Origin of the sequence: Maridesulfovibrio sp. (assembly GCF_963678865.1) — a bacterium.
Classification (GTDB): domain Bacteria; phylum Desulfobacterota; class Desulfovibrionia; order Desulfovibrionales; family Desulfovibrionaceae; genus Maridesulfovibrio.
Map to the genome: position 1 here is coordinate 4291994 of NZ_OY787459.1, position 23941 is coordinate 4315934.

Below are 23941 nucleotides of genomic sequence, written 5' to 3' on the forward strand. Positions count from 1 at the left end.
CATTTTATCCGGCAGTAGTCTGTTCTGAATTACTCATCGCTCCGCCAAGTTCGTAATAAATTGTTTTTATCACTTCTAAGACCACGAAAGGCGCGGACCGGAAGTTGGTCCACCATTTATCAGGTACTTTTTCGTAGGGAGTTCCTACAACAGTGATCTTTATCTGCGGGGGCAGTATTTCACGAAAGATTGTTCCTGCACGGCGGGTATGCAGGGGGGAGGTTACCAGAATTATGGATTTGATTTGCGGGCTGAGATCTTTGCGCAGTTTCTCGGCTTCATCAAGGGTGCTGAAGTTGGCCTTGCCGAAAAATTTTATTTTATTTTCAGGTACCCCTTTTTTCAGCAAAACATCACGGAACAGTTCCCACTGGTAGGGGAAGCTGATACCCAGATCACGTACAGCTTCAATTTCCGGCGTTACTACCGGTCTGCTTGCCAGAATTTGCGGGGCGTATCCCTTATTGTATAGGTCTGCAGCATATAACGGGCGGTAATAGTGCCCACCCAGTACCACGATGGCATCCGCTTTTTCCAGTACATCTTCTTTCTGGAGCAGGGCCGGGGCAAAGAAAAAAAGCACTGCCGTTGCCAGCATTCCGGCAACGGTCAGTGCTCCAATAAGGGTCAGGATAGGTCTGATAATTTTCACTATTTTGTTACCGGTTCGTAAACGGCTTCATACTTTTTGCGCAGGTCGGCGAATGTGCCTTTTTCAATGGCATCCCGTGCTTCTTCGGTGAGTTTCAGGAAGAAACGCAGGTTGTGGATTGAATTCAATTGGTATGAAAGCAACTCTTTGGCTGTGTACAGGTGACGCAGGTAGGCTTTGCTGAAAGTGCGGCAGGTGTAGCAGTCGCAGTTGGGATCCAGCGGAGAATCGTCTTCACGATATTCGGCGCGTTTGATATTGACCTTGCCGAGGCTGGTGTACAGGGTGCCGTTTCGGGCATTCCTTGTGGGCAGAACACAGTCGAACATATCCACGCCGTTGGCGATACCTTCGAGGATATCCAGGGGAGTTCCCACTCCCATTAGGTAGCGGGGTTTGTTTTCCGGCAGCTTGGGTCCGATATGCTGCAGTATGTCATACATATCCGGGATGGGCTCGCCAACACTCAAACCGCCGATAGCATATCCTTCAAAAGGAATCTCAGCCAGTTGTTCAAGGCTCACTTCGCGCAGGTCCTTGTGAAAACCGCCCTGAACGATACCGAACATGAGCTGGTCCCCGGAACCTACAGGATAGGCGTCACGGCAGCGTTTGGCCCAGCGGGTGGTCATTTCAAGGGATTTGGCTGTGTAGTCCCGGTCATGTCCGTAACCTACGCATTCATCAAGCACCATCATAATGTCGGAGCCGATATTATTCTGGATTGAAATTACTTTTTCCGGGGAAAAGAAATGTTTTGATCCGTCAATGTAGGAACGGAATTCGACACCCTGTTCTGAAATTTTGCGGATGGATTCAAGGCTGAAGACCTGAAAGCCTCCGCTGTCGGTAAGGATTGGTTTGTCCCAATTGGCAAATTTGTGCAGGCCGCCGCGTCGGGCTATCAGATCATCTCCGGGCCGCAGGTACAGGTGGTAGGTGTTGCCGAGGATGATCTGCGAGTTGATTTCATGCAGATCCCGCGGAGATACTGCTTTGACTGCCCCTTGAGTTCCCACAGGCATGTAGACCGGGGTCTGGATTTCACCGTGGGCGGTGACAAGGGTTCCGCGCCGGGCATTGCCGTCAGTGGCATGTACGCTAAAGGTCCCGGGTTTCTTTTTTTGTTCGCTCATTATTTTTTCTCAATTCCGTTTTGCGGACATATATCGTTAAGTTCGCAGATGTCGCATTTGGGGGTTCTGGCCGAACATATTTCCCGTCCGTATAGAACGAGTATATGATTGGCATCGCCCCAGTTTTCACGTTTGAAAAGCGGCATCAGGTCTTTTTCAATTACATTGGGATTAGTGCTTTCGGTCAGGCCCATTCTGAATGAGAGCCGTTTTACGTGGGTGTCCACGGCTACCCCTTCATGAATATCCATGGCATTGGAAAGCACTATGTTGGCCGTCTTGCGGGCAACTCCGGGCAGCTTGATCATATCTTTCATGGTCCGGGGCATTTCTCCCCCGAATTCATTCATGACCACTTCCGCCGCCCCTTTGAGATTTTTGGCCTTGTTGCGGAAGAGACCGGTGGAACGGATGACTTCTTCAATTTCCGTTACATCAGCCTCATACATTTCCGCTGGTCCGGGCCATCTGCGGAAAAGCTCAGGGGTAACCTTGTTAACCCGCACATCAGTACACTGGGCCGCCAGTGCCGTAGCAACCATCAGCTCCCACGCGTTGGACCAATCCAGCTCCGGTTCCGGGTTGGGATATCGCTTGATCAGGCGGTCATATATCTCCGTTGCCCTTTTCAGCGTTCGTTTATCAGGGGTTTTTATTTTCATAATGTCTGGTGTGGGCTATCATTTCTTTTTGCAACTTACAATCATCCAGTTTTTGTATATTTCCGTTTTCCAACAACCTGATAAATGTTGCCGTTCATGTCAATTCATGTATCATTTAACATAAATTAAAAACGGAGGATTAAAAAATGAAAATAGTATTAAGTCTCATAGTTGCGGTTCTTTTTACCATCTCCGGCTTTGGGTTGTCCGTATCCGGTGCAGTGGACGGTTCTGATCTCGTCTTTGCGAAGTGTAGCGGCTGCCACAGTTTAAAGCGGGTCTGTCGCGCACTTGGTAAAAAGGATCTTGCAGCATGGGAGAAGACTAACCAGCGCATGGCTGAAATGGGCATGACTATTACTGCCGACGAACTGGATGGTATCAGTAATTATCTTGCAAACGCCAAACCCGGCGAGAGTCCCATTTGCAAGTAATGTGGCGTCCCTGAATTTAAATGAAGGATTATTTTTATCCATAAAGATGAGTTTAATGGGCGTAACATCAGGAGGTCCTCATGTCCGTAATGATGGTTTACATTACCGCCGGAGATGTGGAAGAAGCACGGGAAATAGGTGGTGAACTGGTTATGCGCCATCTGGCTGCCTGTGTGAATATCTTTGAGAAGATGGAATCCATGTATTGGTGGGAGGGCCGGTTGGAGCGTTCAGATGAAGCAGTGCTTATTGCCAAGACAACTCCAGAGTTGGTCAGTAAATTGACCGAAACAGTAAAAAATCTTCATAGCTATGACTGCCCGGCTATCATTGCGCTTGAAGCAGAGCATGGTAATGAACAGTTTTTTGAATGGATCAGGAGCCGTACCCAATAACCCGCAATTGACTTTCCTATGGAAGAAAGCATAATCTCTGTCCGCAAAACTTAAGCGGGCAGAGATTTTTATTTCGCCTGATTCAAATCCCATTCAGGAGTTCAAACAAATGCAGATATTGGTTTCCGGTTCTTTGGCCTATGATAGAATTATGAGTTTTCCCGGTAGTTTTTCCGATCATATCCTGCCCGATAAAATTCATATGCTCAACGTATGCTTTTTGGTGGACGGCCTTGATGAACGCTTTGGAGGCACAGCCGGAAACATTGCTTACGCCCTTTCAATGCTTGACGAAAAACCAGTCATTCTCGGTACCGCCGGTAAAGATTTTGACGGCTATGAAAAATGGCTGGATGACAATAAGATTACCCGCGAAGGCATCAAGCGTGTAGATGATGAATTTACCGCCGGTGCCTACATCACCACAGATAAATCCGACAACCAGATTACCGGATTCAACCCCGGAGCCATGAAGTACGGTTGCGATTACGATTTTTCTGCTGTTAACCCCGCTGACACATTGGCGATTGTTTCTCCCGGAAACCTTGATGACATGCAGAATTTTCCCAAGGTATACCGTGAGAAAGGTGTCTCTTACATTTATGATCCGGGCCAGAACATTCCTGCTTTCAGCGGTGAACAGCTGCTGGAAATGATCGGCGGTTGCAAGATTCTTGTTTCCAACGACTATGAGCTGGAAATGATCATGAAATCCACAGGCAAGACCCGTGATGAACTTATGGAAATCTGCGATTCCATTATTGTTACTCTCGGTGAGCAGGGTTGTCTCGTAGTTGAAAAGGACGGAGAAACCAAAGTCCCCGCAGCCAAGGCTGAAGTTGTGGAAGATCCCACCGGTGCTGGAGATGCTTTCCGTGCCGGGCTGATCAAAGGTCTCGCCATGGGCAAAACTCTTGTCGAAGCCGCTCACGTTGGTGCTGTAAGCGCAGTTTATTGTGTTGAAAAGCTTGGTACTCAGGAGCATTCATACACAGAGGAAGAGTTCTGGGCTCGCTACGAAAAGAATTTCGGCAAGCTTTAGTCCAGCGGTTTTAAATCCCGATTATTCAGCCGGAATCCTGCTTTCAGGATTCCGGCTTTTTTTTATGTGGGTAGTTTGTGTTATTTTTTATCAAAAAAGTCTGTAAGAGATTCACTAGTTCCTGTATCCTTGGATTAAAATCCGGAGGATGGGTCATGATAAAAATTACAGCAGCCATGCTTGAACACTATCTGAAAAATACTTTTGGTTCTGATGCGGTTCTTGTTGATTATGGAGATATCGGTTCGCTGGATAAACAGGGCATGAAGAAATTCGGTTACGGCAAGCCGTTGCTGGTTCAATTTACGGTAGACGGGGAGCAGCAGGAAACGGTCATTTCTGTTATGAAAGGAGACAATTACGGGCATCAGTTTTACTGGGACAGGGCTGCAGTGCTTATGTTTCAGTATGAAACTTCGGCCCGGCTGCCCCGTCATGTAAAGCCTATGGGAATCGGGTATATCAGCCGTGACGGAAATATGTACCCGCTGAATGAACCGCAGGAATTCTTTATTCTCAATGAAAAATTGGAGGGATACGATTACTTTCATGATCTTGACCGTATCCGTCAGGGTGATTTCCGGCAGCAGGATGAACAGAATGCTGCTGCTCTTGCCGGGTGGCTGGCTGATATCCATGCAGTGAAACATAACGACCCGCATCTATACAAACGGCGTATCCGTGATCTGATAGGTTCCAGTGAATGTATCATGGGGCTGATAGATGAGGCTTTTGCTCATCCCTGCGCTTTTTTTTCTCAGGACCGTTTTATGAAGCTGGAAAAAAAGCTTATTGACTGGCGTTGGAAGCTTTTTCATTACACCCACCGTCTGTGTGCGGTTCATGGTGATTTTCATCCCTGGAATGTGCTCATGAGCGGTGCAGATGATTTCAGTGTTTTGGACCGCAGCCGCGGGGAGTGGGGAGAACCTGCCGGAGACCTTTGCTGCATGGCAACAAATTATATCCTTTTCGGACTTTATGCCGACGGAAGTTTTTCCAGTAAATTCCGCAAAATGTACATGATTTATATGGAGAAATACCTTGAGGAAACCGGCGATAACGAGGTACTGCAGGTAATGGCTCCTTTTTTCGCCTTTCGGGGATTGGTTATTGCCTCTCCGGTCTGGTATCCGGATCATCCGCAGGAAGTTCGTGAAGCCTTGATGCGTTTTGTTGAAAACGTTCTTGAAGATGAGGTCTACGATTATGTCCAATTCGAACGGTATATGCGTTAACAGAAACTGGGCAATATGGATTACCGGGTTGCCCGGCTGCGGCAAAAGTACCATAGCTGCAAGATTGTATGAACGGTTGCGTGGGGAAGGTGTGAATGTTTTTCTGCTTGGAATGGATGAGCGCCGTAAACTTTATACCCCTAATCCCCAGTATACCTGCGATGAACGACAACGGGCCTACAATCTTTTTATTGAGGATGCCTTATCCCTGATGGAATCCGGGCGTTGCGTGATTATGGACGGTGTTGGCCATGAACGATGCTGGCGCAATGAAGCCCGTGAAAGAATCGGATATTTCGCCGAAGTTTATCTGCGTTGTCCTGTGAACATGGCTATGAAGCGTGAAGCCGGGCGGCAGCAGGGACTTGTTATGGCCGGGCTGTATGAAAAGGCTCTTGAGCGTCAGCGTACCGGGAAGCAATACGCGAATCTTGGAGAGGTTATCGGCGTGGATGTGAAGTTTCAGGAAGACAATAATGCCGAGTGCATTGTTGATACGGGTGGGAAAAATTCTGACGAAGTTTTTGAAGCTGTTATTAATTGTCTGCAAAAGTGGCGCAGGATGAACGGGATTTGCTGATTTTTATTTCAAATTGTTTTAAAGACAACTTAGTCGCAATCAAAAATATCAGAAGGTGTTTGCTGTGAAGAAAATTCTGTTTTCAATGTTCATGTTGCTGGTTGTTGTTTCTGCTGCTGTTTCCTCAGGTGCTTCAGGGGAAGATGAGGTGAGGGCGCAGATCAAGGATGTGCTTTTTGACTACAAGGATGCTTACAATCTCCGGGATTTTAATGCCATCAGGGCTCTCTACGCCAAGAATGCACAGGTTAAGTCTTTTCCATGCAAATCACAGGAACAGATTCCGTTTTCTGTTTTCAGTGATGGTTTGCCCCGTTGCTCCTCCTACTGGCTGGAAAATTCTTTCAAGCTTCGTTTGTTCAAAATTACGTCCTTTAAAGTCGATAACAACAGGTGCAGCATAAGAGTGCTGTGGGATTATCGCAGTAATGAAGGGCGGGGTAAGTTTACTCCTTCGTTTGAGCTTTTGCACAAGGATGGAAAATGGCTGATTGAAAATGAAACATATGGCCGCAAAGCAGAGTAAGAAAGGCAGGGAGGCTACCCTTGCCCTAGGTGCTCTGGGGGTGGTTTTCGGTGATATCGGGACCAGCCCTCTGTATGCCATGAAGGCATGCTTCAGCGGACATCATGCCATTGCGCTTAACCCGGCAAATGTTCTGGGAGTGCTTTCCCTGATCATCTGGTCTCTGCTGATCGTTATTTGTCTTAAATACGTTACCTTTGTTATGGCTGCGGATAATGAAGGTGAGGGTGGAATTTTTGCCCTTTATGAGCTTGTCAGTCCCGAAGGGCAGAGGCGGTCCGTTTCCTTTATGCTTTTCGCGGCTATGATCGGCGGAGCTTTGCTTTACGGTGACGGGGTTATCACTCCCGCTATTTCCGTACTTTCCGCAATTGAGGGGCTGGATGTAGCAACCACTGCCGCGCATCAGTACACTCCCCATATTGCCTGTGCCATCCTGCTGGCTCTTTTTGCCATTCAGAGCAGCGGCACAGATAAAATAGGCCGTCTGTTTGGACCGGTCATGCTGGTATGGTTTACAGTTATCGGTATTTCCGGCCTGTTTTCCGCGGTGGGAACCCCGGAAGTGCTGCAGGCATTCAGGCCATATTACGCCGTCCGTTTTTTTGCTGAAAACGGTCTGGCCGGATGCATGGTGCTGGGGGCTGTTGTTCTGTGTGTTACCGGCGGGGAAGCTCTTTTTGCCGATATGGGACATTTCGGTCGTCGCCCTATCACTCTCGCATGGTATTGTGTAGCTCTGCCCAGTCTTCTGCTCAATTATCTCGGGCAGGGGGCTATGTTGATCAGAAATCCCCATTCTATTCTCAATCCGTTTTTCAGCCTTTTTCCGAAATTCATGACTCTGCCTATGGTCGTGTTAGCCACCGTTGCAGCTATCATTGCTTCACAGGCTATTATTTCCGGAGCCTTTTCGTTGACTGCACAGGCTGTGCATCTCGGCTTTGTTCCCCGTATCCGCATTATGCAGACTTCAGAAGATAATCCGGGGCAGGTCTTTGTGCGTTCTGTTAATTGGATAATGGCTGTGCTGTGCATCCTGCTGGTGGTCCTTTTCAGGGAGTCGGAAAATCTGGCCGGGGCTTATGGCATTGCCATAACCGGAACCATGGTCATCACCACGTATCTTTTCTGGTTTTACCTGCGCAGGATTCGTAATTGTCCTTGGATTGTGTCCATTGTCCTGACCTGTTTCTTTGCGCTTTTTGATTTGGGATTTTTTATTGTCAATTTTACCAAGCTTGCAGGAGGCGGCTGGTTTCCTCTGCTTCTTGCCGGGCTTATTGCGTACGGCATGTTTGTCTGGATTTGGGGGCGTGCCAGAGTCCGTGAAAGGTTGCGGGAGCGGGGACTTGAAGTTTCCGATCTGGAAACTGAAATTGAAAAATATATGCTGGCAAAGGTTCCGGGTGAGGCTGTTTTTCTTTCCGCTTCGGAATTTGTTCCCCATGCATTTTTACAGCATTTGCGTAACAACCGGGTGGTGCATGAGAAATTGGTTTTTTTGCGAGTAAATACCAGTAGCGAGCCTTTTCTTGATTTGCGTAAACGCATTTCGCTGAAAAATATTGATAAAAATATTTATTGGATGACTGTGAATTACGGTTTTATGGAGAAACCGAATCTTTCGTTGATCTTGGTGCAGACGTGGAATCAGCTGGGACTCAGCAGTACGGACAGTTATTTTTATATCGGGCGTATGCAATTACGTTTTAACAAAGAAAATAAAAAGGATGTCTTGAAGCGCAAATTATTCATTCTGCTCAGTTCCGTATCCGAAGATCCGCTTGATTACCTGCGTATCCCGGCTGACAAGGTTATCAGCATCGGTACGGCGGTCAGGGTATAAGCTCCTGTCTGTGAATATCTTCTGCCGGATCGACTTTATTTCCAGATATCTTCCTCTTCTATCAGTAATTCAGCCGTGCCGTTAGTGTCTTCTACAATTCTGGCGCTGAACGCTTCCACCTGATCCGAAGGCATGATCAGTGTAAATATCAGGCTGGCCCCGAATGATTGTTCTTCGATTTCAGCCCGGAATTCATCGAGCATGCGCCGCAGCATGCCTTCCTGCGCATATGAAATCTCAAGGGTGAGGATGCGCATGGGTACTTTCATGACTACTTCCAGAGCTTCCAACCCCTGCTGTACTGCTCCGGAATATGCCCGCAACAGTCCTCCGGTCCCGAGCTTTATCCCACCGAAATATCTTGTCACTACTACGGCGATGTCTCCTATACCGCTTCCCTGAAGAACCTGCAGCATGGGTTTGCCTGCAGTGCCTTGCGGTTCTCCGTCATCACTCATGCCCATATCGCCGGTCTGAGGCGGACCGGCTATAAAAGCAGAGCAGTGGTGCCGGGCATCAGGGAATTCTTTTTTTATGGCTGCAATGAATTCTTTGGCTTCTTCCCGGCTGCTAACCGGCTTGATATCACAAATGAATCTGCTTTTTTTGATGGTTTCTTCCGTACGGGTACTTTTACGGGGAACAGGATATGCTTGGTTGGCCATGATTAATTAGTGTCTGATATGATTGGTTTTGTTTTGCTGCAAGCTCGTCAGTTACATCAATACAGCACAGAAAATTAAATTTAAAGTAATTTATCCCTTGACTCAGTAATAAGAATTGTTATTATTTAATCAAGGTTGATGGGAAAACAACTAATTCATTTTTTTTAGACAATAAGGAGATAATTATGGGAAGCTTAAGAGACTATAAGAATTGGGACATTGATTGGGAAATGACCCCTGAAGATGCTGTAACCCTGTACCTTGAGTGGGGTAACCATCCTTGGGATTCAAAGTTTGCTCCGGTAACCTCCAAGAATGACTATACAAATTATTTCACCGTATACCTGTGGGATGACAAGCCGAGAGTGCTGTTTGTACGCAGAAATTCGGAAGAAGCACGTGAACTGATGAGCATTGAGCTGCCCAGAGACATTGCAGAAAGGTTCAAGAAGTCTGTAGGCGGCCTGAAGGGAAATTATCCCGTAAATGCCGAAGTCAGAGAATGGATTGAAACACAGATGAATAATTAGTTCCCATCTCCTTATCATCTAGCTGGGGGAGGCAGGCTTGGAGCCTGTCTCCCCCTAACTTTTTCTGTACGGTAGCAGAAAATGCATTCTGCCACTTGTGTTCTAAATGAAAATCAGTATGATTTTCTTCATTCCAGCGTTCGCATTTCTTTTTTCCCCGAAAATAAGCAACGAACAGCCGATAGACTGCTGCCTGCCTGCAATGAAGCAAGCCGGTATGTTTTTATCGGTATTTTATATTCATAAGGAGGCTAGTATGCCCGTAAAATTTGCTGACCGTATGGCTACAGTACACAGGTCTTTTATCCGTGAGATTCTTAAAGTTACGGAAGATGCATCAATTATTTCTTTTGCGGGCGGTTTGCCCAATCCTGAACTTTTTCCAGTGGCTGACCTTGAAGCGGCAGCAGTAAAAGTCATGCGTGAAAGCGGACCGCAATCAATGCAGTATTCCACTACAGAGGGTTTCCAGCCCCTGCGTCAGTATATTGCGGACCGGTACCTTGAGAAAAAGGGTATTGAGGTTGATGCTGAAGAAATCCTGATTACTGCCGGTTCACAACAATGTCTTGATCTGCTGGGAAAGGTTTTTCTCAATGCCGGGGATAATGTCCTTATTGAGCGTCCCGGTTATCTCGGCGCAATTCAGTCTTTTTCCATTTTTCAGTCAAATTTTTTTACCGTCGGGCTTGAAGAAGACGGTCCAGATCTCAACGAACTGGAAAAGGTTCTTGATCAGAATGAAGCCAAAATGTTCTATGCGGTAACTAACTTTCAGAATCCATCCGGGTTGACCTACAGTGCTAAAAAGCGTCAGGGCGTTGCAGACATACTCAAAAACCGCTCTATCCTTTTTGTAGAGGATGATCCTTATGGAGAGTTGCGTTTCATGGGTGACTTTGAAAAGCCTGTTGTGCGTGGATATCTCGAGGATGACGGTATTCTGCTCGGGTCTTTTTCAAAAGTTGCAGCTCCCGGATTCCGCCTAGGCTGGATGGTCTGTTCCGGTGAAGTGCGCGATAAGCTGATTATCGCCAAGCAGGCCTCGGACCTGCATACCAGCACCTTTGCACAAAGGGTGATGCATCAGTTTGTTACTGATAATCCACTGGATGATCATATTGAAAAGATTCGCGAGCGCTATGGAAACCAGCGTTCAGCAATGGTCCGGGCCATTGAGGAATATTTTCCTGCCGAAGTTGAAGTTACCCGTCCTGAAGGGGGAATGTTTCTTTGGGTAACACTGCCGGAGAACATGTCTTCCATGGATCTTTTTGAAGAGGCCATCAAAAACAAGGTTGCCTTTGTTCCTGGACGCCCTTTCTATGTTGACGGCAGTGGAGAGAATACGTTCCGGTTGAACTTTTCCAACTCCGATGAGGAACACATCGAGGAAGGTATTAAAAGGCTAGGTGCTGGGATCAAGGACTTCTTGAGCAAAGCATAGTTATCATCTAATCATGCCATAAAAAAACGGCCCTGAAATCATTGTTTCAGGGCCGTTTTTCTTATTTGTATACCGGTTTTTAATGGTAACCGTGTTCATGCATGAAGTCAGTGTATTTTGCATCCACCACCATGATGTGCTTGATGAGCCAGTCTTTGAGAAAACGGATGATCTCTGTTGATGATGTGACTTTACCAGCATCAACATCTTTTTTGAAATCCGCAATTTTTTGAATAAAAGTCTTGTGCAGTTTCTTGTGCGGTTCTTTTTCCGGGTAACCGTGTTTGTCAAAGATTTTTTCTTCGTACCCGAAGTGGTAGATAGTGTACTCGAGCAGCCTTTCCGCGACTTCGCCGATTACAGTGTCCGCCTTGCGCTGGCGCATTGCCCTGTAAAGCTCGTTGATCAGGTCAAGCAGGGTCATGTGATGTTCGTCAATGGTACGGACATGCACCGAAAGATCGTCGGACCACTCAACAATTTTACCGGAGCTTGTATCCACTATCCTGCCGGATGAAATTCCTTGTACAATTGAATCCAGTTCTTCGACAACACTGGCTATTTCATTGAGCGCGTGGGCTGATGCTGACATACCTTCAGATGTTTCAGAGGCAACCCGTGCCACATCGCTGATAGCCATGTTGATTTCTTCGGATGCTGCGGACTGCTCCTCACTGGCTGCGGCAATGGACTCGACCTGAGTGTTTGTCTCATCAACAATACCTACAATGGCTTCCATGAGTTCGCCGGATTTCGCGGCTGCTTCAGTAGAGTTGACAATATCCTCTGCTGCAGATTCAACTGCTGCTATGTTCTCGCGGGCATTATCCTGAATTTTGGAAACTGCTTCGCCGACACCTTTGGTGGCATCCATGGTTTTCTCCGCCAGCTTGCGGACTTCGTCGGCAACAACCGCGAATCCGCGCCCGGCTTCGCCTGCTCTTGCGGCTTCAATAGCTGCGTTCAGGGCCAGCAGGTTGGTCTGGTCGGCAATGTCGGTAATAACGGTCATGATCTGGCCGATATTGTCCGCCTGCTCACCGAGGGTTCCCATGGTTTCTTTGAGGTTGAGGATGGTTTCTTTAATTTGCTCAAAAGACTGAATTGCTTCGAAAACACCTTGAGCTCCGTGAACAGCGTTGTCTTTGGACTGGGCGGAACTGCTGGCAGCAAGTCCTGCGTTCTGTGCAACTTCCAGAACAGTGCTGTTCATTTCTTCCATTGCAGTGGCTGTTTCGGTGATGCGGTCCCTTTGCAGTTCCATTCCGGAGTTGACCTGGTTGACCTGTGCGCTGAGTTCTTCAATCCCGGCAAAGAGTTTTCCGGAAATGCCTCCCGCATTGGCAGCAGATTTATTGATGGATTCAAGGACATCTTTTTGCTTAGCAAGTTCTTTTTGGCATTTTTCAATTTCTGTCTCAGCCGTAGCCAGCTGTGAACGCAGAGAGTCTGATTCATTTTGGGCGTTGAGGAATTTTTCCGCGAGAGTATGAACAGCTTCCCCTGATTTTTTTGCTACGTTCATTATTTCGTCGTCCAGTGCGGCAGGGAGGGATGCCTCCTTCTTGCCTTTGCTCAGCTCAACCAGATATTTGTTCAAGGTTTCCAACTGACCTGAAAGGCCGGAATTAAGGGAGACAAAAGCCATTATAGTGGCTGCTAGAGCAAGACAAAGGAAAACTATCTGCAAGTATGAAAAGCCTGCTTGGGGGTAAAAAGCAGCCATGGCAACCGAAGCCATAGTAGTTAGAAAAATTATGATGATAGATAATGTTAATTTTAACTTGGCGTGCATAGGGTCTCCTTTTGCGGAAAAAATTTAATCTAATTGGTTACTTTTCTTATTAAGCAAAAAAGGTTCATTGCGCAAGCATGTAGTGGGTGAATACTTCATTACTTTTAATATTTTAACAATTTCTCAGCATTAGTGTTAAATTGTTGTGTTGATTTGTGTTAAATGCCCAAGGGCGGTAATGTCTCCGCAACTTTTCTGATAACTGTACGCATCCATCTCTGGGCCGGATCGTTATCATTTAGGGTATGCCAGTGCTGGAATACATCAAAAACAGTGTTCTCCAGCGGCATCCTCACTATCCTCAACCTTTTCTTGTCTGCGTAGATTTCAGCCAGACGTTGGGCCACGCTGCCCACAAGGTCTGAATGCTCCACCAGAGACGGAATAACTGTCTCCTGCTGGAGTACAACTTTTATTTTTCGTTGTACCCCTTTGCGGTAGAGGTAATCCTCCAGAAAGCCCAAACCTGATTCGGAAAGGGAAAGGGCGACAAATTCACTATCGGCCATTTCCTCTTCTTCCATTACCCTGCCTTTGATGGGGTGCCCGTCGCGAACAACGCATACTTCCCTGTCTTCAAATAATTTTTCTTTAAGAACTCCCGCTCCGTAATCTCTCGTACAGCCCACAAAAATATCCAGTTTTCCGTTCTGGAGCATTTCAGTCCGCTGTTCGTATGTTGTCTGTAAAATGCGAATAGATATATCCGGGGCTTCCTGCTCCAGTATTAATAAAATTCCGGGCAGAAGCAGTCTGCACAGGTAGTCACTCAGTCCAAGACAGAAAGTACGTTTAGATGAAGCTGGTTCAAATTCACCACGGTCGGCAAGAGATTGGATGATTGCTTTCAGGCAGGGAGATATGTTGCGGTGTATTGTTTTGCATAGCGGGGTAGGTTCCATGATATTGCCGCGGCGTATAAAAAGGCGATCATCAAAATGTTGGCGCAGTTTGGAAAGGGCATGACTGACTGCTGACTGGGTCATGAAAAGTTTTTTCCCGGCCATGGTCAGGTTGCGCTCGGAAAAGATGGTGTCCAGTATGACCAGCAGGTTGAGGTCCATTCTGGTAAGATTCGTTTTGTTCATACAGGTAATGAATAATTTTCAGTGGTAAAAGTTAATAAGCGGAGCTAGTTATCTCTAAAAAAGTTACTGCCAAAGTTGAAATAATCCTTTTGCAATAACCATTCTGATTTGGCTTTGGATTCGGATTTGAAAAAACATTACTTTATTTAAGAGGAAAATGAAATGCTCGCTCTCTACGGATCAATCGCGGTTGTCGTTGCTTCGTCTGTTATTTACCACCTTGCCCAGAAGAGTATTGCCGGGGGTGGATCCATGTTCGGCTCACTCGCTTTTGCTTACGCTATCGCCATGCTTTTCAGCCTTGCGGGAATGTTTTTCCAGACCGGACGCATAGAAATGATGGAAATAGTGAGTCTGAAAAATTGGCCCGTGCTGCTTCTGGGACTGGCCGTTTTCGGTATCGAGATCGGTGTCCTGCTAACATACAAAGCCGGGGCGAATGTTAACACATTGCCTATATTGGTTAACGGGGTGGTCATGGCCTGCCTTATCCCGCTGGGGGCAATTATTTACAGGGAGCACATTTCACTGAGTTCGGTTATGGGCATTTTGTTGATCGGTTCCGGAGTCTGGGTGCTTTGTTCTTCCGGACATGCCTGATGGCCCGGACAGGTTATTTGCAGGGAGAGATCAATTCCGGTTTAACGCCGATGCGGCGCATGATTTCGGCACATTCGTCCGATTTTTTTAATTCGGTGAGGATGCGGGAGAATTCGAGACTTATTTCGCCGTTTCCAGGTTTTCGCGAAAATCCGATGTATAGCGGACTTAAGTATACTGCCTCAGGGCATATTGTTACCCTGTCCTGTATATGCATCTCATTAAGTGTATGTATTCCAACTGTCCGGTATGCTGCCACAAGGTCAATTCTTCCGGCCAGAAGTTTCAGAAAATTATAATGCAGGTCGCTGACCTCTTCTTTGATGAAGAGAGAACTTTCATCGAATTCTTTTCCGTAGGTGTACCCTTTGGTTATCCCTATTGTTTTACCTGCCAGAGATGAAATCCCTTTGTACTCAAAAGGGTCGTCGGCGTGTTTGAATATTACCGCGGTAATATGCATAAGCGGTTCTTCCGGGTAGATCAGCCAGCGTTCCCTCTCCTTTGTCTTGCGCAGACCGAAAACCCCGTCCACTTTACCGGCTTCAGCCATCATCAGGGCGCGTTTCCAAGGGACAAATATGATTTTGAAGTTGGTATTCATTCTGTTGAATACTATTTTGGCAAGTTCGTATTGTATTCCTGCCGGTGATCCGTTTTTTGGGTAATAAAACGGCGGAAAGGAATCTGTGGCGAAAATGAGTTTTTTTTTAGCAAAGGCGCAAGTCGGCATCAGTAACAGGCTGATCATGATTGTAACGATGACTTTTTTCATAATTCCACGCCTTACGGTACTCAATTGAGCGGGGCTGCCGATTTCCTAAGTGTCTGCCGTTTAAATTTCGGCAAGATAGCAGGCCAGTGCAATTGAATGAAATTTTGAACTGTCCGAGTCTCCCCTAGAGGAAACCACAATGGGAACATCACAACCAACGACAACACTTGCCATAGTTTTATCCGCAATGGTGGCCAGGGCTTTGTAAAGTATATTTCCGCTTTCTATTTCAGGTGCGAGCAGGATGTCGGCACAGCCTGCAACCGGGTTGTCTATCCCTTTGCAGGAAGCTGCTGTTTGAGATATTGCCAGATCAAGTGCGAGCGGTCCTGCAACAACTGCATCTCCGAAAGCTTCTTCTGCTCCCATTTTAGCAAGGATGTCAGCATCAAGGGTGGCAGGCATTGCCGGATAATTTACCTTTTCCGTAGCTGCCAGAATAGCCGCTTTAGGTTTTTCAATGCCCAGTTTACGGGCAACGTCAAGTGCGTTGCGCAGTATGTCCGCTTTGCGTTGCAGATTTGGTTTGATATTAACCCCGGCGTCGGTCAGCAGGATAAGCCGTTTGCTTACTGAGGATTCGAACACACTTACGTGGCTGATGATTCCTTTAGGCGGAACCCCGGTCTGTTTGTTGAGTATGGCTTTAAGCACCACACTTGTGCTGACCAATCCTTTCATGATCAGATCGGCTTTGCCTTCCCTGAACAGGGAGACTGCTGCTGCCACAGCTTTTACATCGTCGTTTTCTTCGTAAAATTCAAAACCTTCTATGCTCAGGCCGTTTGATTCTGCCACCGAACAGGCTTTTTCCCGGTTACCGATGAAAACAGGTTCAGCAATGCCTTCTTTATGCGCAGTGAGCGCGGAGCGGATGACAAACTCTTCCGCACAGGGGGCAATTGCCACACGTGCAGGCCTATTGTGGCTGCGAACAGCAGTTATGATTTCATCTAATGATGTGATTGTCATAAGCGCACCTTTTGGGGGCTGGAGATTAAGTTTATTTTACTTTGTTCAGTAACTGTGCGCTACTCATCCCCGCGCTTGAGAGCAATCATGCCGGTGCGGCATAAACTTTTAATTCCGAATGGTTGGAGAATCTTTATCAGTCCTTCGACCCTTTCCTGATCACCGCTAAGTTCAACTGTGATGGTTTTTTGTCCCATGCCGACCACATCGGCTCTGAAGACTTCGAAAATCTGCATGATCTGGGACATGGTGTCCTTGTTCACTTCAACTTTGATAAGTACCAGTTCGCGGTCGACGAATTCCTTACGTGCAAGGTCGTCAAGCTGGATAACGAAATCCATTGCTTTGAGCTGTTCGGTTACTTTTGCGATTTCTTCTTTGCTGCCTTCGGCGCAGATGACCATGCGCGAAACATCCATGTTTTCGGTTTCGCCGCAGGAAATGGAAGTGATGTTTATTTTATTGGCCTGAAAAGCTGCAGAGGATTCAGCAAGGACTCCGGTTTTGTTTTTTACCAATGCGGAAATTGTATGTTTCATATCTGCTCCTGAAATACCCTTTTTATGAAACATACACGTAAAAGAGTCAGCTAACAAGCAGGGATAATAACATATAGGTTGGGGAGGGCTGTTTATATTGATGTTAGTCCGGGAGGACAGAAACCCTCGGACCGCATTTTGACGAGCTTTTCCGCGTCGTCCATTGTCTGTGGTTTATCAAAGTAAAAACCCTGCACGTAATCACAGCCGATATCCTTGAGCAGTATGAGCTGCTGTCTGGTCTCGACTCCTTCGGCAATGACATCCATGCTCAGGCTGTGTCCCAGTGCGTTTACGGCTCGGACAATTTCCAGAGATTCATGGTCTCCGGCCATGTGGCTGACAAATGAACGGTCTATTTTTACCGTGGAAGCAGGAAAGCGTTGCAACTGGGCCAGAGAAGAGTAACCGGTGCCGAAATCATCAACAGCCAGCCGGATGCCCATTTCTCCGATTTTTTTCAGGTTCAGGGAGGAAGCCGCATTGCGTTCCATGATAGCGGACTCGGTGATTTCCAGCTTCAGACAGTCCGGGTGCAGCTTTGTTTCATGCACAATATTCTGGATCGCATCAGCCAGATCAGGCTTGGATAGCTGGCTGGGGGAGAGGTTTACAGTCAGGAATAGGTCTTGGGTATTTTTATAATTTCTCATCCATGAGGACATGGCCCTGCATGCGTCAAAAAGTATGACCCGGTCCAGTTCGACAATCAGCCCGGTTTCCTCGGCTACGGGAATGATCTGGTCCGGGGTCAGGAAACCGCGTTCGGGATGGTTCCAGCGGACAAGAGCTTCGAATCCGGCCAGATTGCGGTTCTGCATACTGTAGACCGGCTGGAAGTAAGGAAAGAATTCCCGTTCCGGGATACCCTGCCTGATTTCGGTTTCAATAAGCAGGCTTTGCAGGGCCTGTTCGTGCATGGATTTATTGAAGACTTTGAACTTGTTAACACCCTGAGCTTTGGCCTTGTACATGCTTATATCCGCATCGCGTACAATGTGTTCGGGGTGGTCATAGCTGGAGGTCTTGAAGACAATGCCGATGCTGGAGCTGATCACCACTTCACGAGAGGAGATGTTGACCGGTTTGCGGATTTCATTGCGGATGTTGCGGATTATCTGGATTACCTGTTGCGGGGTGGAAAAATCATCTATCAGGACAGCGAATTCATCGCCGCCCATCCTTGCAACGGTGTCTACAGGGCGCAGACAGTTATTGATTCTTTTTCCAACTTCAACAAGCAGGCTGTCTCCGGCCTGATGACCGAGGCTGTCATTGATGCGTTTAAACATGTCAATATCAAGCATGAGCACAGCAAAGGTGCGCTCCGGATTCTTGCGGGAATGATCCAGTGTTTCTTCCAGCCGTTCCAGAAAGAAGGTGCGGTTGGGAAGTCCGGTCAGAGAATCGTGCAGGGATTGGTATGAAAGTCTGCGTTCATATTCCTTGCGTTGTGAAATGTCGTCATAAATGATGAAGGTCCCCGATATTTCATCATTGTAGATGAATGGGTAGCCGAGAATTGAAACCGGGATCAGTCTGCCGTTTTTGTGTCTGCGCATATCCTCGGTGCGGTATGTCTCTCCACTGAGGATTTTTTTCAGATTGGCTTTGATTTTCCCATGGCTGGTCGGGGATAGGTTTTCACAACAGGGGGACATTTCCTCTGTGGAATATCCGAAAAGTTTTCTGAAAGCCCGGTTGGTATCAACAACGTGGCCTTTGGAGTCCGTCAGGGCAATGGCCTGCGGCGAGCTTTCAAATAATTGCATGAACCGGGATTTATGCCTGAAAATTTTGCGCTCGGCTACGATCTCAAGTGTGGAATCGAAGGCTGTCCCGGTGTAGATGATCGGTTTTCCATACTTGTTGTATGATGTGCGGGCGTTGATGGTTACCCATTTTTCATCACCGTAGCGATGATTGACGCGGAGCAGCATGCCGTTGACAGAACCGTCGAAGAGTAATCTTCTCAGGAATTTCTGACGGCCTTTGTGGTTATATATGAACTTTGAGGCCCGGTCATTTTCAGCCAGCATTTCGTCTACACTGGAGTAACCCATGATTGCTGCCAGAGCTGGATTGGCTACGGTAAGTTTTCCGGAAGCGGAAATCTGGAAAATGGCAACTGTTGCATTTTCAAAGATTGAGCGGAATTTCTTTTCGCTTTCCAGCAGGGCTTTTTCTGTCTGCCGGCGTTGCAGAGAGGCCGCGACCTGTTCCGAAATTGCCACCATGAGGTCAATATCCTGCGAAGTGTAAATTCCGGCCTGTTTATAGGATTGGATGGCCATGACTCCGGTGATTCTGTCTCCAGATTTCAGGGGAACACCAAGCCACGATTTTGCAGGAGATCCTATGTGACCTCTCTTGTTGGTCCTTTGTTCGCTGAAGTCTTTCTCGTCCAGAAGTAATGGGTGCCCAGCCTTGATAACTTCTACACTCAGGCTTTGGCCTTCGACAACAGGCAGAATCTCATTAGGTGAAATGAAATCTTTTTCATCCACATAGTAGGGAAAATTCAGAGTCATTTCTTCTTCATCAAAAAGGGCGACAAAGAAATTTTCGGCATCAATGAACGGTTTAAGGCTTTCGTGTACTTGCTGGATAAAAATCTGGGTGTCGGCGCCGGAGTTCAATGCGGATGAAATTTTGTATAGAATCAGGTTGATATTTTCAGTCTGTTTTCTTGCTGAAATATCACGAAGGGACTCAATAGCCCCTATGGTATTACCGTTTTCATCCAGTATGGGGGCGGCTTGAACCCAGACGTTTGTGCTTTTACGGTTTCCGAGATTCTGGATGCAGATTTCTGCAGCAAGGGCATTGCCTCGGCGGCTGATGGCTTCATATTCAATTTCCCCGATTTCCTCGCAGCCGTTAACAACGTCGATCAGGCCGGGGGTTTTTTTGCCATGAATGATTCTGATGTGTTCAAATTCACCCTTTCCGATAACATCTTCCGCACTGATTCCGCTGAGTTTTTCAAGGGCCGGATTCCATGCGACAATGACACCCTGCTTGTTGATGATAAAGGCTGGATCGGGAAGGAACTGTAAAATGGAAACTGCGGGAGAATTTGATACGAGGGTAGATTCATCAAGGCCGGAATATGTTTTTTCAACCAGCTTAATGAATTTTATCAGCTCATCGTCCAGTTCCGCAGACCTGAATCCGATGGTTTGTTCAATTTGTTTTTCCAGCAATTCGTGCATCGTAGATAGTGGATACTTTATTAATCGGTTACTTGCAAGTTGGGCTTCCAACTTTATGAAATATTGGGATTTGATTTAACAGTAACCTTATTTTCCGATTTTGTGGACATTAATTGCAGGTTCGTTTTTTTTGTTTCTTTCTACTGTTATTAGGAAGTAATTGCCATGTGGTGTGCTTATCTCCCATGTTTTGTTAATTGGATCTAATTTACCGTTTACTGTTTTTTCTATTAAACTGAATGTAGCTGAGTCCTGTAATTGGGAAACAGAAAAATCCTTGAAGTATTGCGGGGTCTTCTTTGTGTTTTCAAAAGAAGTAAGTTTGAACTTCAGTCCTTGCCAAGGACCATAAAAGGCCCGGCTTTCTTCTGTCGCATTACAGTTGCCTGTCTGGTCCGGGTGTTGCGGATAGAAAGGCTGCCATTTTTTGCCATCATAGAATTCAATCCACCCTTGTTCATCCAGATAACGAGCAGGGATTCCGGCACTGCGCAGCACCGCAGTGTTGAAAATACATATTTCTGAATCTGTGGAAGCCTTGCGGGTATCCAGCAGACTCAACGGGCTGATTGAGTCTCCGAGGGGCCCACGCTCCACAGAAGTTATACCTGAATTGAATTCAGCCAGAAGACGAAGGGTGCTGGGTAATTTTATTGTATTTCCTCGCTGAAATTTATCGAATAATATTTTACGCCAGTTGCTTTGCTGTTCATACATGATTCGTGGGTTCAGTACGTATTGTTGAAATATTTCGTCACCGTATCTGATACCTGCTGCATCCGCATGCCTGCGGGCAATGTCCGATAACCTGGCATTGGTCAGCAGTTCGTCGGCCCTTATGTTCAGCAGGTCTGCAACCGGCATTGCGGAAATCGATACCAGCAGGGAGTTCAGGTTTTCATCCGGACATGAATCGATGGCTGCGGTTACTTGCGGTGTGTTCAGCCCTGCTTTGTTTATTATCGTGGAATAGTCTTCCGAAAAATTTTCAGCGGCCTTTTTCATTCCTTCAAATTTGCGAAGCCGTACATTTCTTATAGAGTCAAATTCGGCTTTTCTGGCCCCCTCTGAGTTTTTGGGCGGTGTCTGAATCTTGATTGTATCCTTATAGTCAAAGCGGAAAGAGATTGAGCCTACAGGAAGGTTGCCGGGGTGCAGGCGGAGTAGAGTGTTGTCGCGGGTTTTTTTTTCGCCGGGAATCCAGATTGAACCTGAATATGCTGAATTATTTCCGTCTGCCGCTGAAATGAGAACCGAACCGGGGCCGAGAGTTATTTGGGCTCTGCCGTTGTTGTCTGTTTTTTTAACGGCAACCGGGCGGAAGGATGCGTAGTTGAGTACTGAGAAAAAAACTTTGGTGTCCGCAAGCGGTTTGCCTTTGAAATCCATGACTTGAATTTCAGTTTTGCAGGCAGGGGCGTAACGGGATGTTGTGTTGATCAGGGTACAGCCGAAAGGGCGGCCAAGTACCGGATACTCAGTTGATGCCACCTGACCATATGCGTACGAAACAACCAGCGGTGCCTTACGTACCGATCCGCTGAACCATGCGTGGTCAAGTCCGTAATCAGGGTTGGCGGATTCAATGTAGTGCCATCTGCCGCCAACCTTTACTTCAGTCCATGTGTGGTTGTCATTGGAATGCTGCCACGCCGGAACCATGGCTTGCCGGGCCGGGATACCGATACTTCGTAAAGCGCAAACTGTAAGGATTACCGCCTCTTCGCATCTTCCCCAGCCTCTGTTGATAGTCATCAACGGGTTCTGATCCCAGCGTTGTGTGGATTTGAATCCTGTTTTTGAAAAACACCAACGGTTTACCGCAAGCACCGCATCTTCCATGGAAGCACAGGTGGAAACCAGCGGCAGGAGTTCATTGTAAAAAGTTTTCCGCCACGGGGATGTTTTTTCCTGACTGACCCGGTGTGGGAGTACGTAGTGCAGAAAATCGGTCCATGAAATATTCTTGCCCCATGGTGTGGATTCCCTTGCTAAAAATGCGTAATCGAGATTTTCAGCAAGCTGCGCGGCGGTAAGGGAGGCCCGGTCTGAGGGGGGAAGGTTCGCGGTCAGGAACTCTGCGGCCTGATGCTTTTCAGGCATCCTGTCATATCTGGAGATAAAAAATTCAAGTTCAGCCCTGTTGCTGCCTGAAGTTTCGAGTATGTTTTGTATTTGGTCTGAGTATGGGGAGATCAGTTCCGGGTTACTTCTGGTTGAACAGCCGCAAAGAGAAATGCAGATCAGAATCGCGTATAAATATGAAATGTTTTTGACAGACAGCATGTCTGTTGATCTAGCATATAGTCCGGTCCATGTAAAAAGACCGGAACCATGGGGTTCCGGTCTTTTTACAAATCTACTTATTATCAGGGCGTCAGGAATGTGCCATTTGCAAGGAGCAAGAAAGGTTCAGGAACCAAGCGTATTAACCATATCTTAATTTCTTATTTTCCCGCAGATATGCAGCAGATGGTACATCATTGGCTTTTTGATCAGCCGCAACCGCCGCAGCAGCTGCCGCAAGAACCCTGTGCTTCTTCGAAGACGAGGGAAGAGGAGATTTCGATTCCCATTGGGGTCAGATCAATAACCATAGGTTTGGCCTGCTCGAAAAGTTCCTGATCCACAACAAAATCGTATCCTTCGAGATTGATGGTTTCGTCACCTTCTTTTGCGGAATCAATTCCGAGTGCCAGACGGGTTCCGCTGCATGCGGAAGCAACGTATATGCGGATAGGTTCTTTCTCTTTCGCTTCAAAGTGCTGGTCAAGAACTTCTTTTGCTTTTTCTGTTATCTTAAGCATTAATTCGCTCCTTTTGAGTTTGGTTTCTAAAAGAATAGCTCTCATGTATTGTAAGTCAACATAGTTTACTGAAAAAATATTCACTATTTGCTTTGCTTAATTTTATGTTGCTTTTGCATAGGAAATTTCTATTTCCGTTTGTTATGAGTCTGCTACCCGTTTTCCTTGAAAAAATGTCCCGGAGAAATTCCTATTACCTTTTTGAAGTGGCGGGAAAAATGACTTTGGTCAGAAAAACCGGAATTATAGGCCGCTTCTGAAAGTGGAACGCCTTTTTTAATTAGTGAACGTGCTTTTTGCACACGGCGGAAAATAAGGTGTTCCTGAGGTGATTGACCGTATTTTTTTACATAAAGTTTTTGCAGATGAAATGGACTGAGACAGGCGGTTTCAGCAAGATTCTCCAGGGTCAGTTTTTGCCTGTAATTCCGGTCAATGAAATCTTTAACCCTTTGCAGGGCTTCGAGCTGAGGGCCGGTTTTTTGGGGGATGATTTCGCCCCGGCTGTGCTTTTCAATGATTTGATACAGGAAAGAATTGAGCGCGACCTGTTTTTCCAGCGCCGTTTCCGGGGTATGAATTAGGGCAAATAACTCTTCAAAGGATGCCCGGTCATAATCGGTGTAAATTGCCGTCGGGTCGAAATCTGGTTGCCGACAGGCTTTTCCGCAGATTTCTCCGGCCAGTTTTTGCAGCAGGGACGTCCCGGCACAGATGGCCCGGTAGGAATGCGGCCCGAATTCATCTTCACAAATTGATTCACAACTGTGGGGAGTGCCGGGGGGCAGTATGCACAGCTCCCCGGCTTTAAAGGTAATTGTTTTAGAGTTGATGTTGACCCTGCGTTGGCCTTGATCAATCAGGGAGAATATGAAGCTGGTATGCACATGGCGCGGAAAGCGGTTGCTGATGCCAGATGCTTCAACAAGGGTTGCGTCCGGTATAGTCTCCAGCTCGTGGAAGATTAATTTTGTTTTCTGGCTTGTCATCGGTC

23 protein-coding genes are annotated in these 23941 nt (G+C 46.9%); 10 read left to right on the forward strand and 13 right to left on the reverse strand.

Annotated elements, in window-relative coordinates; translation table 11 throughout:
- Positions 1-4: 4 nt before the first annotated feature.
- The 3 genes from ACKU41_RS19480 to nth are packed head-to-tail and all read right to left on the reverse strand — an operon-like array spanning position 5 to position 2450.
- Positions 5-652, reverse strand: coding sequence for a YdcF family protein (locus tag ACKU41_RS19480; RefSeq protein WP_321403193.1), 648 nt, complete (start codon positions 650-652; stop codon positions 5-7).
- A complete protein-coding gene (gene tgt / locus ACKU41_RS19485; RefSeq protein WP_321403194.1) occupies positions 652-1788 on the reverse strand; it encodes a tRNA guanosine(34) transglycosylase Tgt in 1137 nt (378 codons plus the stop codon). Before tgt ends, ACKU41_RS19480 begins: the two co-directional genes overlap by 1 nt.
- Positions 1788-2450 (reverse strand): endonuclease III, encoded by a 663-nt coding sequence (nth, locus tag ACKU41_RS19490; RefSeq protein ID WP_319779247.1) that lies wholly within the window; start codon positions 2448-2450, stop codon positions 1788-1790. Before nth ends, tgt begins: the two co-directional genes overlap by 1 nt.
- 146 nt (positions 2451-2596) lie before the next feature.
- Between nth and ACKU41_RS19495 the strand changes: the two genes are divergently transcribed.
- The 7 genes from ACKU41_RS19495 to ACKU41_RS19525 all read left to right on the forward strand — a co-directional run bounded on the left by ACKU41_RS19495 (position 2597) and on the right by ACKU41_RS19525 (position 8514).
- Positions 2597-2884 (forward strand): hypothetical protein, encoded by a 288-nt coding sequence (locus tag ACKU41_RS19495; protein ID WP_319779248.1) that lies wholly within the window; start codon positions 2597-2599, stop codon positions 2882-2884.
- Positions 2885-2964: 80 nt separating this feature from the next.
- Positions 2965-3279 (forward strand): divalent-cation tolerance protein CutA, encoded by a 315-nt coding sequence (cutA, locus tag ACKU41_RS19500; RefSeq protein WP_321403197.1) that lies wholly within the window; start codon positions 2965-2967, stop codon positions 3277-3279.
- A 109-nt stretch (positions 3280-3388) separates the two neighbouring features.
- On the forward strand, positions 3389-4321 hold the full coding sequence (locus ACKU41_RS19505) for a carbohydrate kinase family protein (RefSeq protein WP_319779250.1): 933 nt from the start codon (positions 3389-3391) through the stop codon (positions 4319-4321).
- Between the two features lie 155 nt (positions 4322-4476).
- The gene (locus ACKU41_RS19510; protein WP_319779252.1) at positions 4477-5559 is read left to right on the forward strand and encodes a phosphotransferase; all 1083 of its coding nucleotides are present in this window, start codon (positions 4477-4479) and stop codon (positions 5557-5559) included.
- On the forward strand, positions 5531-6139 hold the full coding sequence (locus tag ACKU41_RS19515) for an adenylyl-sulfate kinase (RefSeq protein ID WP_319779254.1): 609 nt from the start codon (positions 5531-5533) through the stop codon (positions 6137-6139). The genes ACKU41_RS19510 and ACKU41_RS19515 overlap by 29 nt, the downstream gene beginning before the upstream one ends.
- A 64-nt stretch (positions 6140-6203) precedes the next feature.
- Positions 6204-6665 (forward strand): nuclear transport factor 2 family protein, encoded by a 462-nt coding sequence (locus ACKU41_RS19520; protein ID WP_319779255.1) that lies wholly within the window; start codon positions 6204-6206, stop codon positions 6663-6665.
- A complete protein-coding gene (locus ACKU41_RS19525) occupies positions 6637-8514 on the forward strand; it encodes a KUP/HAK/KT family potassium transporter (RefSeq protein WP_319779579.1) in 1878 nt (625 codons plus the stop codon). The genes ACKU41_RS19520 and ACKU41_RS19525 overlap by 29 nt, the downstream gene beginning before the upstream one ends.
- Positions 8515-8549: 35 nt before the next feature.
- Here the strand turns inward: ACKU41_RS19525 and ACKU41_RS19530 are convergent, their stop codons facing one another.
- Complete coding sequence (locus ACKU41_RS19530; protein ID WP_321403201.1) at positions 8550-9179, reverse strand: YigZ family protein; 630 nt, start codon at positions 9177-9179, stop codon at positions 8550-8552.
- 185 nt (positions 9180-9364) lie between these two features.
- On the opposite strand from ACKU41_RS19530, the gene ACKU41_RS19535 reads away from it, so the two are divergent.
- The gene (locus ACKU41_RS19535) at positions 9365-9709 is read left to right on the forward strand and encodes a DVU0772 family protein (protein ID WP_319779257.1); all 345 of its coding nucleotides are present in this window, start codon (positions 9365-9367) and stop codon (positions 9707-9709) included.
- Positions 9710-9965: 256 nt separating this feature from the next.
- Positions 9966-11156 (forward strand): PLP-dependent aminotransferase family protein, encoded by a 1191-nt coding sequence (locus ACKU41_RS19540; protein ID WP_321403202.1) that lies wholly within the window; start codon positions 9966-9968, stop codon positions 11154-11156.
- A 79-nt stretch (positions 11157-11235) separates the two neighbouring features.
- Here ACKU41_RS19540 and ACKU41_RS19545 read toward each other — a convergent pair whose 3' ends face one another.
- Both ACKU41_RS19545 and ACKU41_RS19550 read right to left on the reverse strand, forming a co-directional pair.
- Positions 11236-12951 carry a bacteriohemerythrin gene (locus ACKU41_RS19545; protein ID WP_319779259.1) on the reverse strand — a complete coding sequence of 572 codons (1716 nt, stop codon included), beginning with the start codon at positions 12949-12951 and terminating at the stop codon, positions 11236-11238.
- A gap of 158 nt (positions 12952-13109) precedes the next feature.
- Positions 13110-14039, reverse strand: coding sequence for a LysR family transcriptional regulator (locus ACKU41_RS19550; RefSeq protein WP_321403204.1), 930 nt, complete (start codon positions 14037-14039; stop codon positions 13110-13112).
- A 162-nt stretch (positions 14040-14201) separates the two neighbouring features.
- On the opposite strand from ACKU41_RS19550, the gene ACKU41_RS19555 reads away from it, so the two are divergent.
- On the forward strand, positions 14202-14639 hold the full coding sequence (locus tag ACKU41_RS19555; protein WP_321403205.1) for a hypothetical protein: 438 nt from the start codon (positions 14202-14204) through the stop codon (positions 14637-14639).
- A gap of 13 nt (positions 14640-14652) precedes the next feature.
- Here ACKU41_RS19555 and ACKU41_RS19560 read toward each other — a convergent pair whose 3' ends face one another.
- The 7 genes from ACKU41_RS19560 to ACKU41_RS19590 form a co-directional block, all read right to left on the reverse strand.
- Positions 14653-15414, reverse strand: coding sequence for a transporter substrate-binding domain-containing protein (locus ACKU41_RS19560; RefSeq protein ID WP_319779263.1), 762 nt, complete (start codon positions 15412-15414; stop codon positions 14653-14655).
- 60 nt (positions 15415-15474) lie between these two features.
- Complete coding sequence (locus ACKU41_RS19565) at positions 15475-16386, reverse strand: phosphate acyltransferase (protein ID WP_319779264.1); 912 nt, start codon at positions 16384-16386, stop codon at positions 15475-15477.
- 59 nt (positions 16387-16445) lie between these two features.
- Entirely contained in the window at positions 16446-16925 is a 480-nt protein-coding gene (gene ilvN, locus ACKU41_RS19570; protein WP_319779265.1) for an acetolactate synthase small subunit, read from the reverse strand.
- A 92-nt stretch (positions 16926-17017) separates the two neighbouring features.
- A complete protein-coding gene (locus ACKU41_RS19575; RefSeq protein WP_319779266.1) occupies positions 17018-20140 on the reverse strand; it encodes an EAL domain-containing protein in 3123 nt (1040 codons plus the stop codon).
- An 87-nt stretch (positions 20141-20227) separates the two neighbouring features.
- A complete protein-coding gene (locus ACKU41_RS19580) occupies positions 20228-22426 on the reverse strand; it encodes a transglutaminase domain-containing protein (protein WP_321403206.1) in 2199 nt (732 codons plus the stop codon).
- Positions 22427-22635: 209 nt separating this feature from the next.
- A complete protein-coding gene (locus ACKU41_RS19585) occupies positions 22636-22947 on the reverse strand; it encodes an iron-sulfur cluster biosynthesis family protein (protein ID WP_319779268.1) in 312 nt (103 codons plus the stop codon).
- Positions 22948-23099: 152 nt separating this feature from the next.
- Entirely contained in the window at positions 23100-23936 is an 837-nt protein-coding gene (locus ACKU41_RS19590; protein ID WP_319779269.1) for an AraC family transcriptional regulator, read from the reverse strand.
- Between the last annotated feature and the right edge of the window lie 5 nt (positions 23937-23941).

Bases quoted from the DNA above. Each gene is read 5' to 3' on its own strand.
- tgt (WP_321403194.1), bottom strand. From the start codon at position 1,788: ATGAGCGAACAAAAAAAGAAACCCGGGACCTTTAGCGTACATGCCACT.
- nth (WP_319779247.1), bottom strand. From the start codon at position 2,450: ATGAAAATAAAAACCCCTGATAAACGAACGCTGAAAAGGGCAACGGAG.
- ACKU41_RS19495 (WP_319779248.1), top strand. From the start codon at position 2,597: ATGAAAATAGTATTAAGTCTCATAGTTGCGGTTCTTTTTACCATCTCC.
- cutA (WP_321403197.1), top strand. From the start codon at position 2,965: ATGTCCGTAATGATGGTTTACATTACCGCCGGAGATGTGGAAGAAGCA.
- ACKU41_RS19505 (WP_319779250.1), top strand. From the start codon at position 3,389: ATGCAGATATTGGTTTCCGGTTCTTTGGCCTATGATAGAATTATGAGT.
- ACKU41_RS19510 (WP_319779252.1), top strand. From the start codon at position 4,477: ATGATAAAAATTACAGCAGCCATGCTTGAACACTATCTGAAAAATACT.
- ACKU41_RS19515 (WP_319779254.1), top strand. From the start codon at position 5,531: ATGTCCAATTCGAACGGTATATGCGTTAACAGAAACTGGGCAATATGG.
- ACKU41_RS19525 (WP_319779579.1), top strand. From the start codon at position 6,637: ATGAAACATATGGCCGCAAAGCAGAGTAAGAAAGGCAGGGAGGCTACC.
- ACKU41_RS19530 (WP_321403201.1), bottom strand. From the start codon at position 9,179: ATGGCCAACCAAGCATATCCTGTTCCCCGTAAAAGTACCCGTACGGAA.
- ACKU41_RS19535 (WP_319779257.1), top strand. From the start codon at position 9,365: ATGGGAAGCTTAAGAGACTATAAGAATTGGGACATTGATTGGGAAATG.
- ACKU41_RS19540 (WP_321403202.1), top strand. From the start codon at position 9,966: ATGCCCGTAAAATTTGCTGACCGTATGGCTACAGTACACAGGTCTTTT.
- ACKU41_RS19545 (WP_319779259.1), bottom strand. From the start codon at position 12,951: ATGCACGCCAAGTTAAAATTAACATTATCTATCATCATAATTTTTCTA.
- ACKU41_RS19550 (WP_321403204.1), bottom strand. From the start codon at position 14,039: ATGAACAAAACGAATCTTACCAGAATGGACCTCAACCTGCTGGTCATA.
- ACKU41_RS19555 (WP_321403205.1), top strand. From the start codon at position 14,202: ATGCTCGCTCTCTACGGATCAATCGCGGTTGTCGTTGCTTCGTCTGTT.
- ACKU41_RS19560 (WP_319779263.1), bottom strand. From the start codon at position 15,414: ATGAAAAAAGTCATCGTTACAATCATGATCAGCCTGTTACTGATGCCG.
- ACKU41_RS19565 (WP_319779264.1), bottom strand. From the start codon at position 16,386: ATGACAATCACATCATTAGATGAAATCATAACTGCTGTTCGCAGCCAC.
- ilvN (WP_319779265.1), bottom strand. From the start codon at position 16,925: ATGAAACATACAATTTCCGCATTGGTAAAAAACAAAACCGGAGTCCTT.
- ACKU41_RS19575 (WP_319779266.1), bottom strand. From the start codon at position 20,140: ATGCACGAATTGCTGGAAAAACAAATTGAACAAACCATCGGATTCAGG.
- ACKU41_RS19580 (WP_321403206.1), bottom strand. From the start codon at position 22,426: ATGCTGTCTGTCAAAAACATTTCATATTTATACGCGATTCTGATCTGC.
- ACKU41_RS19585 (WP_319779268.1), bottom strand. From the start codon at position 22,947: ATGCTTAAGATAACAGAAAAAGCAAAAGAAGTTCTTGACCAGCACTTT.
- ACKU41_RS19590 (WP_319779269.1), bottom strand. From the start codon at position 23,936: ATGACAAGCCAGAAAACAAAATTAATCTTCCACGAGCTGGAGACTATA.